The organism is Phenylobacterium sp. J426, from assembly GCF_024699945.1.
Taxonomy (GTDB): Bacteria; Pseudomonadota; Alphaproteobacteria; order Caulobacterales; family Caulobacteraceae; genus Phenylobacterium.
The window spans coordinates 762,462-774,954 of sequence record NZ_JAJOMY010000001.1; the positions used below are offsets into that span (position 1 = coordinate 762,462).

Consider the following 12,493-nt stretch of genomic DNA (forward strand, 5'->3'; position numbering starts at 1 on the left):
CCTAAGGCCGGGCCTTCATCCGCCACATGAGAGGCCGCACGAGGGCGGTGGCGACGATCACAGGGGACAGCAGCCAGGCGAGCGCCTGCTGGCCCACGCCCGCAGCGCGTTTGCGGAAGTAGCGGGCCAGGCCCACGCCCTTGTGGAACTCGACTTTCAACGGACTGGCCAGGCTGGTGTGACCCAGGTGGACCACCTCGGCCTTGGGGTGGAACAGCACCTCGCCGCCCGCCTCGCGGACGCGCCAGCACAGGTCCACGTCCTCGACGTGCAGGAAATAGCCCTCGTCGAAGCCGCCGACGGCGTCGAAGTCGCTCCGCCGCATGCAGAAGCAGGCGCCCGAGATGGTGGGCGCCGGCGCCGCGCCCTCGGGCAGGGTTTCGTCCTCCCAGTGCACCTCATAGCGCCCCAGCCCGGGCAGCCTGCGGGCCAGGCCGCTCAGCGAAAGCAGCGCGCTCATCGGGGTGATGTCCCCGCGTCGCGCGCCGCGCTGTTCGGTCCGGTCGGCGTTCAGCACGCGGCCGCCGACGATGCAGGGCGAGGCGCGGGTCTCCACCTCGCGCACCAGCTCAGCGATGCAGCCTGGTTGCAGGAAGGCGTCAGGGTTGAGGAACACCAGCAGGTCGCCCTGGGCGTTGCGGGCGCCCAGGTTCGCGCCCCGGGCGAACCCGACGTTGCCGTGACCGGTCAGCAGCAGCACCCGGTCGTCGCGCGCCGCCAGGCCGCGGAGGCGCTGGGCCTCTACGGGGCTGGAGCCGTTGTCCACGATGACGAACTCGTCGACCAGCGGGTCGGCCAACACGCGCTCGAGGCTCTGTTCCAGCGCCTCGCCGGTCATGTAGACAACCATCACCACGGAGACGCTGCGGCGGGGCCGCAGCGCTTCGGCCGTGGGCGCGCGAGTGGATGCGACGATGGGTGCGGCGACGCCGTTCATCCAGCCTCCTCTCGGTTCCAACCCTCGGCCGCCCCCCGGGCTGCGCCTTCCGCGCAAGATCGGGCGGAGTCGCTTCCGTGGCAAGCACGTTCCCGGCCTCGGCCAGCGCAAGGATCTCCTGCCGGTCCGAACCCAGGCGCCGCAGGGCCACCTTGCCTTCGTCGGCTTCACGGCGGCCGACCACGGCGATCACAGGCACCTTCGCGAGGCTGTGCTCGCGGACCTTGTAGTTGATCTTCTCGTTGCGCAGGTCGAGTTCCACACGCAGGCCTTTCGCCTTGAGCTCCTCGACGGCCTTCCGCGCATAGTCGTCGGCGTCCGAGGTGATCGTCGCCACTACAACCTGAACGGGCGCCAGCCACAAGGGGAACGCGCCGGCATAGTTTTCGATCAGCACGCCGATGAAGCGCTCCAGCGAGCCGCAGATCGCCCGATGCAACATCACGGGGCGCTGCTTTGATCCGTCCTCGGCCACGTACTCGGCGCCCAGACGCTCCGGCAGCACGTAGTCCAGCTGGATCGTGCCGCACGTCCAGGTGCGGCCGATGGAGTCCTTGAGCACCCAGTCCAGCTTGGGCGCATAGAACGCGCCGTCGCCCTCGGCGATGATCGGCTCGACGCCGGCCTTTCGGGCGGCCGAGAGCATCTGCGCCTCGGCCTTGTCCCAGAACTCGTCCGAGCCGGCGCGGATTTCGGGCCGCGTGGCGAGCGCGATGTGATCGCGCTCGAGACCGAAATCCGAATGGATGGAGTTGGCCAGCTCGATAAACCGGGCCGTCTCCTCCTCGATCTGGTCCTCGCGGCAGAAGATGTGGGCGTCGTCCTGGGTGAACGCCCGCACCCGCATCAGCCCGTGCAGCGAACCTGACGGTTCATAGCGGTGGCACGCCCCGAACTCGGCCATGCGCAGCGGCAGGTCGCGGTACGACTTCTGGCCAAACTTGAAGATCTGCACGTGGCCCGGGCAGTTCATCGGCTTCAGGGAAAGCTCCTCGCCCTCCTCCGTTTCGCACACGAACATGTTCCGCCGGTACTTGTCCCAGTGGCCGGACTTCTCCCAGAACACGCGATCCAGGACCTGCGGCGTGCGCACTTCCCGATAGCCGGCTTCGTCGAGGCGGCGGCGGACATAGCTTTCCACCGTGCGCCACAGCGTCAGGCCCTTCTCGTGCCAGAACACCATGCCCTTGCCTTCTTCCTGCATGTGGAAGAGGTCCATGGCCCGGCCGAGCTTGCGGTGGTCGCGCTTCTCGGCCTCCTCCAGGCGCCGGATGTAAGCCTCGAGGTCGGCTTCCGAGGCCCACGCCGTGCCGTAGATACGCTGCAGCTGGGCGTTGCGATGGTCGCCGCGCCAGTAGGCGCCGGCCAGCTTCGTCAGCTTGAAGGCCTTGCCGACATGCTTCGTCGACGGCAGGTGCGGCCCGCGGCACAGGTCCTTCCACTGGCCCTGGCGATACACCGTGATCTTCTCGCCGGCCGGGATGGCCTCGATGATCTGCGCCTTGTACTCCTCGCCGATCTCGCGGAAGTGCCTGATCGCCTCGTCGCGGTCCCACTCCTCGCGCTGGATGGGCTCGTCGCGGTCGACGATCTGCTTCATCCGCTCTTCGATCTTGGCGAGGTCGTCCAGGCTGAACGGCTCGTCACGCGCGAAGTCGTAGTAGAAGCCGTCCTCGATCGCCGGGCCGATGGTGACCTGCGTCCCGGGGAACAGCTCCTGCACCGCCTCGGCCAGCACGTGGCTTGCGTCGTGGCGGATCGTCTCCAGCGCCTCGGGCGCCTCGCGCGTCAGGATCTTGAACGCGCCGCCCTTCTCGAGCTTGCGGTCGAGGTCCAGCAGTTCGCCGTCCACCTCCACCAGGATCGCCTTCTTCTCGAGGCTCTTCGAGATGCCGGCGGCGATCTCGCGGCCCGTCACGCCCTCTGCGAATTCACGCTTGGAGCCGTCGGGAAAAACCAGTTCGATCATGTCTCACACGTCCAGTTCGCGCCCCGCCCGTCCTTGGGGCGGCGCGGCGGCGGCGGCGGCGGGTCCCAGCCCGACGCGCCCCAGGGATGACAACGGCACAGCCGGCGCACGGTCAGCCAGGAGCCGCGCACCGGTCCATGCCCGATCAGCGCCTGCGCCGCATACTCCGAACAGCTCGGGGCGAACCGGCAGTGGCGGCCGATCAGGGGTGAAAGCGTCCACTTGTAGGCGCGGAGCGCCCCTCTGACGCATCTCTCGTAGAGGTTCATGCCGGCGGCGGATGCTTTTTGGGTTCGGCCCTGCGTTACGCTGGGGGCCGGAATGGATCAAGCCGAGAGGATCAAGCCGCGCCGGCGGGGCTAGTTCGTGTGGCGGCCGTGCGGACAGCCTCCACCGCGGCCTCGAACGCCAGCAGCGTGGAGGCGTGGCGGGCGGGATAGTCCTTCACCGGGGCCAGCATCTGAAGATCCGAAAAGCGTCCATCGGGCGGTGGCCCGCCCGCCTTCAACATAGCACGGAACTGGTCGGCGGCCACTTCCAGCTCGGAAAGGCTGGCCCCCATGACGTTCGCGCCCAGCACCGAGGCGGCCGCCTGGCCCAGCGCGCAGGCCTTCACGTCCTGGGCGAAGTCGGCGACGCGGTCGCCGTCGAGGGCCACGTCCACGACCACGCGGCTGCCGCACAGCTTCGACACCTTCTCGGCCGAGCCGTCGGGCGCAGCAAGCCGTCCGGCGTGCGGGATTTCCGCCGCCAGCCGCAGCAACTTCGCCGAGTAGAGGTCGTCGATCATGGCCCGCCTTAGGTCGGCGTCCGAGGGGCCTCTGTCAAATCGCAAACGCGCCGTCGAACCCGAACCGGCCGTCGCCGTTGTCGCAGGAGCGCAGTCTTCCGGGTTCGTGAATGACAATCAGCCCCGCCGAGGCGTCCGGCCCGCCGCCGACGGAATCGGCCGAGCGGCCCTGGTGGCGCCGGCGGCGTCTTCAGGTCGCCGGCGGGATCGCGGCCACGCTGGCCCTCGTCTTCCTCTGGCTGACCTGGTCGCTGCCGCTCGGGCGCGCCCTGGAGCCGCTCGGCGCACCGACGCTCGTGCTCATCACCGCCGACGGCAAGCCTTTCGCGCGCCGCGGCTCCTACAAGGAAGCGCCGGTCGACGCCGCCCGCCTGCCGGCGCACGTGACGAGCGCCTTCATCGCCGTCGAGGACCGGCGCTTCAACCGTCACATGGGCCTCGATCTGCGAGCCATCGGGCGAGCGATGGCGGCGAACCTGCGCAGCGGCCAGGTCCGCCAGGGCGGGTCCACCATCACCCAGCAGTTGGCCAAGAACGCCTTCCTCTCCAACGAACGCAGTTTCCGCCGCAAGGCGCAGGAGGCAGTGATCGCGGTCTATCTGGAGATGCGCCTCAGCAAGGCCGAGATCCTCTCGCGCTATCTCTCCAGCGTCTATTTTGGCGACGGCGTCTTCGGCCTGCGGGCGGCGGCGCGGCACTATTTCGACAAGGCCCCGGAACAGCTCAGCCTGGGCGAGGCGGCCATGCTGGCCGGTATGGTCAAGGCGCCGACGCGGCTGGCCCCCCACCGCCGATTTCGAGGCCGCCCGCAATCGGACGCGCATCGTCCTGGGCGAGATGGTCGACGCCGGCATGATCACCGAGGCTGAGGCCGGCCGCGCCCTGCGCAGCGTGCGCGTGCAGGAAGGGCGCGCCAGCCTGCCCGTGGGATCCTACTTCGCCGACTGGATCTCGCCTCAGGTGAAGCAGGCCTTCAACCGCGCCTATGGCGAGGTGGAGGTCTGGACCACGCTCGACCTCGGCCTTGCAGCGCCAGGCGCAAAACTCGGTCCGCCGGGTGATGGCAGGCGCCGGGCCCTACAGCGCCGGTCAGGCGGCGCTCGTCGCCATGCGCACAGACGGCCGCGTCGTGGCGATGGTCGGCGGCCTCGACTATCGCAAGAGCCAGTTCAACAGGGCGGTCCAGGCCGAGCGGCAGCCCGGCTCCGCCTTCAAGCTGTTCGTCTACCTCGCGGCGCTGCGGCGCGGGATGACGCCCGACACCACGGTGCTGGACCAGCCGGTGACGATCGGCGGCTGGAGCCCCGAGAACCACGAAGGCCGCTATGCGGGTGGTCCGGTGCCCCTGCGCGACGCCTTCGCCAGGTCCAGCAATGTCGCCGCCGCGCGGCTGATACAGCAGGTGGGTCCTCGCGCCGTCATCGACGCCGCCCGCGATCTCGGCATCGAAGGGCCGCTCCCCGAGGACGCCACCCTGGCGCTGGGCACCGGCGAGACGACCCTGCTGAATCTCACCTCGGCCTATGCGAGCGTCGCGGCCGGCCGCACGGTCAAGCCTCGCGGCATCCTGGCGGACCGGCCGCGCGCCGAAGGTCGGCCCCTGTCGCGGCGCGAGCGCGACGGCCTGCTCGTCCTGCTGCACGACGTGGTCCAGCGCGGCACCGGCGCGGCGGCCAACGCCGGCTCGGGCGTGTACGGCAAGACGGGCACCAGCCAGGACTATCGCGACGCCTGGTTCGTGGGCTTCGCCGGCGACCTCGTGGTGGGCGTCTGGGTCGGCAACGACGACAACCAGCCGATGCGTCGCGTCACCGGCGGCATGCTGCCGGCGCAGATCTTCCGGGACTTCATCGGCGTCGCCATGCGGCGCGAGGACTTCGCCGCCCCGTCGGACGTCGAGGACGTCCCGCTCCTCGACCTCGAGACCTTCTCCGACGAGGGGCTCACGTCGCCGCCGGACTTCGGCGGCCTGGGCGATCCGCCGCTGGAGCCGCCTCCAGCCCCCGGCGGCGCGCCGACCCTGGCCCCGCCGCCGCAGATTCGGCCCGATGAACTGGTGGTCCCGCCGATCGGGCCCGAGCCGGCGCCCGAACCGTCCGACGACGGACCTTTCGAAGGCGCGGCCTGAAGGCCGGCAGCTAGCCCTTCCTTTCGCTCCAGATCGTCTCAGCCCGGGCCTTCAGCGCCTCGTTCATCGCGCGGAAGCCGTGCCTCACGGGCCTCGACATGCGCCGCCCCAGCGACGGCCCCATCAGGCCGCCGAAAATCTCGCCATTGTCGATGATGCAGCTCGCCTCGGCCAGCGACTGGATCTCGATGTAGCGCAGCGTCTTGATCATCCCGCCCAGAAGGCTGAGCTGCCAGTGGAGCTGTTCGTTGGGGACCCACTCCATCACCCGCGGCCGGATTTCCTGCTGCGCCTGGCCCGGCAGCGCCAGGGTGAGCGTCAGCGGCTCGCCGATGCGGATGACGCCCGAGGCCGCCGTATAGGTGGGGTTCCAGGCCTCCCAGCTCTCGAGATCGTAGACGACTTCCCAGATCACCTCGGCCGGCGCCTGGATCCCGATGCGGTCCTCGACGCGATAGCCGCGCGGGGCTTTCGGCGGCGGGGGCCGACCCTCGGTCTTGAGGCTCATGGTCTTGGGCCCCATCCCGCCGCCGCGGCCAAAGGGCTGCGACTTCAGTTCGCCTGGCTTGAAGGCCATCACGCCTGCTCCTTGACCCGCCAGGTCGCGCCGGACGGGCCGTCCATCACCTCGACATTCAACGCCGCCAGTTCCGCCCGGATGCGGTCGGCCTCGGGCCAGTTCTTTTCCGCCCGCGCCGTCTGGCGCGCCGCAATCAGATCCTCGACCTTCGACTTCAGGTCATCGTCGGCGCCTGCCTGGAACCAGGCCTGCGGGGCTTCCGCGAGGAAGCCCATCAAGTTCGCCGAGCCCAGCAGCCGCGCCCGCGCGCGGGCCGCGGCGGCCTTGTCCTTCTTGGTGATCGCGGCCCGCAGCTCGTCCGAGAGCTGGAACAGCGCCGCCATGGCCGCGGGCGTGTTCAGGTCGTCGTGCAGCGCGCGCGCCACCTCCGGCGCGATCGCCGGCTCGTCCACCTCGTCGCCGGCTTCGCGCAGGCTGTCGTCCAGCGTCCGGTACAGGCGGTCGAGGTTGGTCTTCGCCTGCTCGATCAAGGTGTCGGTCCACTCCAGCGGCTGGCGGTAGTGACCGCTCAGCAGCGCCCAGCGCAGCGCCTCTCCGGGATAGGTCTTCAGCAGATCGTGGGCCAGGGCCACGTTGCCCAGGCTCTTCGACATCTTCTCGTCGGCCATGTTGAGGAAGCCGTTGTGCATCCAGTAACGCGCATACGTCTGGCCGTGTCCGCCCGGATGCGCCGCGCAGACGCCCTGGGCCAGTTCGTTCTCGTGATGCGGGAAGACGAGGTCGATGCCGCCGCCGTGGATGTCGATCGGCAGCCCCAGGGCCGCCTCGATCATCGCCGAGCACTCGATGTGCCAGCCCGGCCGGCCCGCGCCCCACGGGCTCTCCCATTCCGGCTCGCCCGGCTTCGACGGCTTCCACAGCACGAAGTCGCGAGGGTCCTGCTTGTAGGGCGCGACGTCCACCCGGGCCCCCGCGATGAGGTCGTCCATCGGCTTGCCGGAGAGCTGGCCGTATTGCGGGAAGCTCGCCGTCGAGAACAGCACATGGCCCTCGGCGGCATAGGCCGAGCCGTTGTCCACCAAGCGGCCGATCATGGCGATGATCTCGTCCATCGTCTCGGTGACGCGCGGCTGGAAGGTGGGCCGCAGGGCCCCCAGCGCCCTGGCGTCGGCGTTGTAGGCCTCCAGGTAGCGGTCGGTGACGGTCGCGATCGGCACGCCCTCTTCGGCGGCCTTCTTGTTGATCTTGTCGTCCACGTCGGTGACGTTGGCGGCATAGACCACGGCGTCTCGGCCGTAGAGCTCGCGGAGCACCCGGAACAGCAGGTCGAAGACTACGACGGGCCGGAAATTCCCGATGTGGGCGAAGTTGTAGACCGTCGGCCCGCAGACATACATCGTCACCCGCGCGGGATCGGTGGGAGCGAAGGGCCGCTTCTCGCGGGCCATGGTGTCGTAGAGGGCGAGGCTCATCAGAGGGTCACTGTCACGCTAACGCTGCGGCACGGTTGCCGCTCGGGTGCTCCGACCCATATACAGATCGGCCGGACCTGAAGCCAACGCGCCAGCGGGTCCGTAAGGAGAAGGGTGGCACGCGTCATTTCCGGGACCTTCGTTCCGGCGCAACTCAGCCCTCAGGAAGATCGCTCTCTCATGGACGCTCCAGCTCGCGACCGGACCCTGATCGGGACCGACGAGAACCTCGAACCGGTGAAGCGCCCCACGCGGGAAGAGGCCATGGAGGCCGTGCGCACGCTCATCGCCTGGGCCGGCGACGATCCCCGCCGTGAAGGCGTCATCGATACGCCCAAGCGCGTCGTCGACGCCTATGCCGAATGGTTCGAGGGCTATCAGCTCGATCCGGCGAAGGAGCTGTCGCGCACCTTCGAGGACGTCCAGGGCTACGACGACATCGTCATGCTCCGCGACATCGAGGTCGAGAGCCACTGCGAGCACCACATGGCGCCGTTCCTCGGCAAGGCCTACGTGGCCTACATGCCGACGAACCGCGTGGTCGGCATTTCCAAGCTGGCCAAGGTGGTGGAGATCTTCGCCCGCCGTCTCCAGACCCAGGAGACCATGACCCAGCAGATCGCCGACGCCATCACCGACAGTCTGCGCCCCGCCGGCGTCGCCGTGCTGATCGACGCGGCCCACCAGTGCATGACCACGCGCGGCGTGCACCACCGCCACGTCTCGACCATCACCACCCAGTTCACCGGCGTCTTCAAGACCGACCCGACGCTGCGCCAGCGCTTCCTGGACTTCGTGAACCGCTAGCCGCGCGCCCTGAGGGCGGGGCCTGGCGCTCCGCTCGTTCAGGGCGGTGCACGAGGCTGACCAGCACGAAGCTCAGCATCACGAGCAGGTACCAGCTGCCCAGCTTGGCCAGGCCTACGACGCGCCAGCCCGCCGCCTGATCGGGATAGATCCAGGCGTTGGCGAAGGTGCCGAGGTTCTCGGCGATCCAGATGAACAGCGCCACCAGCAGCGCACCGACGATCATCGGCATGCGCCGCACCGCGTGGTCCGGCCTGAAGGTGAAGCGCGTCCGCCAGAAGATCAGCCCGGAAAGCGCGAACAGCCCCCAGCGGACGTCTACGATATAGTGGTGGGTGAAGAAGTTGGCGTAGGCGGCCAGCGCCAGCAACCAGGGCGCCCACAGGGGCGGATAGCGCTCGAACCGCACGTCGAACAGCCGCCAGATCCGAGCGATATAGCTGCCGATGGCCGCGTACATGAAGCCCGAGTACAGCGGCACGCCGCCCAGTCGCAGCAGGCTGGCCTCAGGATAGATCCACGACCCCTGCGCCGTCTTGAACAGCTCCATGGCCGTCCCCACCGCGTGGAAGATCAGGATCACCAGCGCCTCGTCCCAGCGCTCCAGCCGGGTCGCCAGCATGAACGCCTGGATGGCCAGCGCACCCAACACGAGGAAATCGTACCGTGCCAGCGGCGCCGTCTCCAGCCACCACAGCCGCGTCGCAAGCAGCAGGACCAGCATCGCCGCCCCGAACAGGCTGGCCCACGCCTGCTTCAGGCCGAACAGCAGGAACTCGTAGGCCCAGCCGCGCAGCCGCGACCGGGAGGCCCACGGCCGCGCCGCTGCGTCGAGCGCCGCCACGCCCTGCTTGATCCGATCGTTCAGGCTCATCGGCCTCGACGCTAGAGTGCGTTCCGCAATCGTGGACAGAGGTTTTGGGGCGGGAACGGGCCCAGACTTTTGAATCTGAAGCACGGCCTGACGATCGGACGACGCCGCCTGTTCGGATCGTTGCTCTGGCGTGACAGGGCGGCGAGGCGCCATATGGCGGCGATGACCAACTTCCCCACCGCCTCCGACAAGAAGCTCCTCGAAGAGGGCGCGAAGCTCGCGCCGCGCTTCGACGACAACGGCCTGATCGCCGCCGTCGCCACCCACGCCGAAACCGGCGAGGTGCTGATGCTGGCCTGGATGAACGCCGAGGCGCTCAACCGCACCATGGAAACGGGCGAGGCCCACTACTGGAGCCGCTCGCGCCAGGAACTCTGGCACAAGGGTGCGACCTCAGGGCAGGTCCAGGTGCTGGAGGAGATGCGGATCGACTGCGACCAGGACGCCGTCTGGTTGAAGGTCTGGCCGCAAGGCGATGGCGGCGCCTGCCACACCGGCCGACCGTCCTGCTTCTACCGGACCATCGAGAACGGCAAACTGGTCAAGCGGCCGTGACCGTCGCACAGGCCCTGCTGGCGTTCTCGCTGGCCGCCGCCCTGCTCACCATAACCCCTGGGCTGGACACCGCGCTCGTCCTGCGCACAGCCGCCGTCGAGGGCCCCAGGCGCGCGGCGCTGGCCGGTTTGGGCATCATATCGGGCTGCCTCGTCTGGGGCGCGGCCGTGGCCCTGGGCCTCGGCGCCCTCTTCGCCGCGTCGCAGCTCGCCTTCACAGTGCTGAAATGGGCCGGAGCCGCCTACCTCGTCTGGCTCGGCCTCAACCTGATGCTGAAGCCGCGGAGCCGCTTCGACACAGAGGGCGCGCCGCAGGTCGGCGGACACGACTTAGCCTGGATGCGGCGCGGCTTCCTGACCAACCTGCTGAACCCGAAGGTCGGCGTCTTCTACGTCAGCTTCCTGCCGCAGTTCCTGGCCGAGGGCGTGCCGGCGGCGCCCCTTCATCTTCGGCCTCGCCGCTCTGCACGGCCTGCTGAGCGTCTTCTGGTTCGCCGCCCTGATCGCCGCCACCCAGCCGCTGGCGGCGGCCCTGCGCCGAGCGATCGTCGTCCGTTGGCTGGACCGTCTGACGGGGGGCGTCTTCCTCGGCTTCGGCCTGCGCCTGGCCCTGGAACGCCGCTGAAAAGAAGCCCCCGCCGCGGGGGGCGGCGAGGGCTGCTGAGTGCTGACAATGGCAAGGCTAAACGGCCGCGGCCGCTTCCGGCGATCCCGTGCTTTTACGGGCCTCACGCGCCGCTGAGCGCCGAGAGCCCGTCACCGTCGGGCGAGACGCGGAAGCTCTTGACCGGCGCGGCCTTGAAGTCTCGCGACGTGATGGTGGAGACGCCCACCAGGTCGGCCTTAGCCGCATCGCGAGTCAGGGTCAGCAGCACGAAGCCCTTGGCCACCTGGTTGTTGTAGACCACCTCGAGGTTGGTCCGGGCGATCAGCTCGCCCGTGTCGATCCCGGGAGCGAACTCGCCGGCCCCGGGGCTGGTGATCCCCGTCGTGCCGAACTCGCAGGCGACGCGCCGCCCCTCGGCGTCGTGCAGCTCGTTGGCCCAGAACGAATGGCTGTCTCCGGACACCACGATCGGCCGGGCGCGCGCCGCGCGGAACAGTCCGTAGAGCCGCTCCCGGTCGGCGGGGTAGCCGTCCCACATGTCCAGCGCCACCGGCAGGCCGAGCTCGGCCGCCTGGGCGTTGCGGTCCAGGCGCTGCAGCGCCCGCGGCGTCGCAGCGGCGACCTCCTCGGGCTTCAGGTCCTTGCGGCTGAAGGCGTTGACCCTGGCCATCACCACCTGGTTGCCGATCACCTGCCAGGTGTGGCCGGCCTTCACCGAGCGAGCCAGCTCCTTCCCGACCCAGGCCTCCTGCCGCGCGCCCATCATGCGGCGGTTCGGATCGTTGAGCTTGGCGCGGAAGGCCGCCACGTCCGGCTTGCCGTCGACGACCGGCAGGTCCGTCTCGAGGTCCAGCTGCAGGTCGCGCGCGCCCAGCCGCGTCTCGATCATGATCAGCGAGGCGAGGTCGCCGAAGTGGAACGCCCGCTCCGTCGCCGAGACGAAGTCCTGTCCGGCCGCCGGCTCGCGGATCGGCATCCACTCGAAATAGGCCTTCAGCGCCGCCGCCTTGCGGGCGTTCCAGTCGCCCTCCTGCGCCGGCGTATGGTTCTCCGCCCCGTGCATCCAGCTGTTGTTGGCCGTCTCGTGATCGTCCCACGCCACGATCCAGGGCGCGCGCGCATGGGCCGCCTGCAGGTCCGATCGGCCTTGTACTGGGCGTGCCGCTGGCGGTAGTCCGCCAGGCTGATGATCTCGCGCGGCGGGTCGTGTGGCCGCTCGCCCGCGACGGGCGAGTTCATGCCGTAGCTGCCCGGCCCGCCGTACTCGTAGATGTAGTCGCCCAAGTGCAGCACCGCATCGACCCGCGGCAGGTCGGCGATGGCGCGATAGGCGTTGAAATAGCCGTTCGGGTAGAGCGTGCAGGACGCCACGGCGAGCACCACGTCCTTGGTCCCGCCCTTCGGCAGGGTGATCGTGCGGCCCGTCGGCGACGTGACGCCCTCGGCCTCGAACTCGAAGGTGTAGGCGCGGCCCGGGTCGAGCCCCGTCACGTCGACCTTGGCCGTGTAGTCGCGGTCGGCTCCGGTGACGCCCGAGCCCTGCTTCGCGCCGCCGGCTCGCCGATCGACCGGGTTCACCCGCCAGCGGTAGGCCACCGTTCCGCCCGGCGACGCCGGCGTGATGCGCGTCCAGATCACCACCCGGTCCTGCAGCGGGTCGCCGGACGCCACGCCATGGTTGAAGGCGACCTTGCCGGCGGCCTGCGCCATTGCCGGCGTCGCCGCGCCCAGACCCAGCAGCGCGATTGCTTTGCGTCGATCGACCTTCATCGCCGTTCCCCCTGAACCATCGCCCACGTATTAGTCGGCGCAACACCACAGGAGCATGACAATCG

The 12,493-nt window shown here is 69.5% G+C and carries 11 protein-coding genes and 3 pseudogenes; 6 read left to right on the top strand and 8 right to left on the bottom strand.

Features of this window, described 5'->3' with window-relative positions; genetic code table 11:
- Position 1 precedes the first annotated feature (1 nt).
- The 4 genes and pseudogenes from LRS10_RS03985 to LRS10_RS04000 form a co-directional block, all read right to left on the bottom strand.
- Positions 2-937, bottom strand: a complete 936-nt coding sequence (locus LRS10_RS03985; RefSeq protein WP_257836116.1) for a glycosyltransferase family 2 protein — start codon at positions 935-937, stop codon at positions 2-4.
- Between the two features lie 49 nt (positions 938-986).
- Positions 987-2,906, bottom strand: a pseudogene (thrS, locus tag LRS10_RS03990) (threonine--tRNA ligase); the annotation flags it as partial.
- A complete protein-coding gene (gene yidD, locus LRS10_RS03995) occupies positions 2,903-3,175 on the bottom strand; it encodes a membrane protein insertion efficiency factor YidD (protein ID WP_257836117.1) in 273 nt (90 codons plus the stop codon). The gene yidD and the pseudogene thrS, both read right to left, overlap by 4 nt.
- A gap of 71 nt (positions 3,176-3,246) precedes the next feature.
- The gene (locus LRS10_RS04000) at positions 3,247-3,696 is read right to left on the bottom strand and encodes an iron-sulfur cluster assembly scaffold protein (RefSeq protein WP_257836118.1); all 450 of its coding nucleotides are present in this window, start codon (positions 3,694-3,696) and stop codon (positions 3,247-3,249) included.
- A gap of 110 nt (positions 3,697-3,806) precedes the next feature.
- Between LRS10_RS04000 and LRS10_RS04005 the strand changes: the two genes are divergently transcribed.
- Together LRS10_RS04005 and LRS10_RS04010 are read left to right on the top strand one after the other, a co-directional pair.
- Positions 3,807-4,565 (top strand): transglycosylase domain-containing protein, encoded by a 759-nt coding sequence (locus LRS10_RS04005; RefSeq protein ID WP_257836119.1) that lies wholly within the window; start codon positions 3,807-3,809, stop codon positions 4,563-4,565.
- A 239-nt stretch (positions 4,566-4,804) separates the two neighbouring features.
- Complete coding sequence (locus tag LRS10_RS04010; RefSeq protein WP_257836120.1) at positions 4,805-5,824, top strand: transglycosylase domain-containing protein; 1,020 nt, start codon at positions 4,805-4,807, stop codon at positions 5,822-5,824.
- 10 nt (positions 5,825-5,834) lie between these two features.
- Here the strand turns inward: LRS10_RS04010 and LRS10_RS04015 are convergent, their stop codons facing one another.
- Together LRS10_RS04015 and cysS are read right to left on the bottom strand one after the other, a co-directional pair.
- The gene (locus LRS10_RS04015) at positions 5,835-6,401 is read right to left on the bottom strand and encodes an SRPBCC domain-containing protein (RefSeq protein ID WP_257836121.1); all 567 of its coding nucleotides are present in this window, start codon (positions 6,399-6,401) and stop codon (positions 5,835-5,837) included.
- Complete coding sequence (gene cysS, locus LRS10_RS04020; RefSeq protein WP_257836122.1) at positions 6,401-7,816, bottom strand: cysteine--tRNA ligase; 1,416 nt, start codon at positions 7,814-7,816, stop codon at positions 6,401-6,403. The genes LRS10_RS04015 and cysS overlap by 1 nt, the downstream gene beginning before the upstream one ends.
- Positions 7,817-7,996: 180 nt before the next feature.
- Between cysS and folE the strand changes: the two genes are divergently transcribed.
- The gene (gene folE, locus LRS10_RS04025) at positions 7,997-8,623 is read left to right on the top strand and encodes a GTP cyclohydrolase I FolE (RefSeq protein WP_257836123.1); all 627 of its coding nucleotides are present in this window, start codon (positions 7,997-7,999) and stop codon (positions 8,621-8,623) included.
- On the opposite strand, the gene LRS10_RS04030 is transcribed toward folE, so the two are convergent.
- Positions 8,571-9,497 carry a DUF817 domain-containing protein gene (locus tag LRS10_RS04030; protein ID WP_257836124.1) on the bottom strand — a complete coding sequence of 309 codons (927 nt, stop codon included), beginning with the start codon at positions 9,495-9,497 and terminating at the stop codon, positions 8,571-8,573. The two genes, folE and LRS10_RS04030, sit on opposite strands and share 53 nt — an antisense overlap.
- 162 nt (positions 9,498-9,659) lie before the next feature.
- Here LRS10_RS04030 and hisI point away from each other — a divergent pair, with 162 nt between their 5' ends.
- The 3 genes and pseudogenes from hisI to LRS10_RS24290 all read left to right on the top strand — a co-directional run bounded on the left by hisI (position 9,660) and on the right by LRS10_RS24290 (position 10,676).
- A complete protein-coding gene (gene hisI, locus LRS10_RS04035) occupies positions 9,660-10,052 on the top strand; it encodes a phosphoribosyl-AMP cyclohydrolase (protein WP_257839079.1) in 393 nt (130 codons plus the stop codon).
- Positions 10,049-10,417: pseudogene (locus LRS10_RS24285) on the top strand (LysE family translocator); the annotation flags it as partial. The gene hisI and the pseudogene LRS10_RS24285, both read left to right, overlap by 4 nt.
- A 136-nt stretch (positions 10,418-10,553) precedes the next feature.
- Complete coding sequence (locus LRS10_RS24290) at positions 10,554-10,676, top strand: hypothetical protein (RefSeq protein WP_308238012.1); 123 nt, start codon at positions 10,554-10,556, stop codon at positions 10,674-10,676.
- A 103-nt stretch (positions 10,677-10,779) separates the two neighbouring features.
- On the opposite strand, the pseudogene LRS10_RS24895 reads toward LRS10_RS24290, so the two are convergent.
- A pseudogene (locus LRS10_RS24895) lies at positions 10,780-12,428 on the bottom strand (alkaline phosphatase).
- Positions 12,429-12,493 lie beyond the last annotated feature (65 nt).

Coding starts and splice junctions, on each gene's coding strand:
- LRS10_RS04030 (WP_257836124.1), bottom strand. CDS start 9,497: ATGAGCCTGAACGATCGGATCAAGCAGGGCGTGGCGGCGCTCGACGCA.
- LRS10_RS04005 (WP_257836119.1), top strand. CDS start 3,807: ATGACAATCAGCCCCGCCGAGGCGTCCGGCCCGCCGCCGACGGAATCG.
- LRS10_RS04010 (WP_257836120.1), top strand. CDS start 4,805: ATGCGCACAGACGGCCGCGTCGTGGCGATGGTCGGCGGCCTCGACTAT.
- folE (WP_257836123.1), top strand. CDS start 7,997: ATGGACGCTCCAGCTCGCGACCGGACCCTGATCGGGACCGACGAGAAC.
- yidD (WP_257836117.1), bottom strand. CDS start 3,175: ATGAACCTCTACGAGAGATGCGTCAGAGGGGCGCTCCGCGCCTACAAG.
- LRS10_RS03985 (WP_257836116.1), bottom strand. CDS start 937: ATGAACGGCGTCGCCGCACCCATCGTCGCATCCACTCGCGCGCCCACG.
- hisI (WP_257839079.1), top strand. CDS start 9,660: ATGACCAACTTCCCCACCGCCTCCGACAAGAAGCTCCTCGAAGAGGGC.
- LRS10_RS04015 (WP_257836121.1), bottom strand. CDS start 6,401: ATGGCCTTCAAGCCAGGCGAACTGAAGTCGCAGCCCTTTGGCCGCGGC.
- cysS (WP_257836122.1), bottom strand. CDS start 7,816: ATGAGCCTCGCCCTCTACGACACCATGGCCCGCGAGAAGCGGCCCTTC.
- LRS10_RS04000 (WP_257836118.1), bottom strand. CDS start 3,696: ATGATCGACGACCTCTACTCGGCGAAGTTGCTGCGGCTGGCGGCGGAA.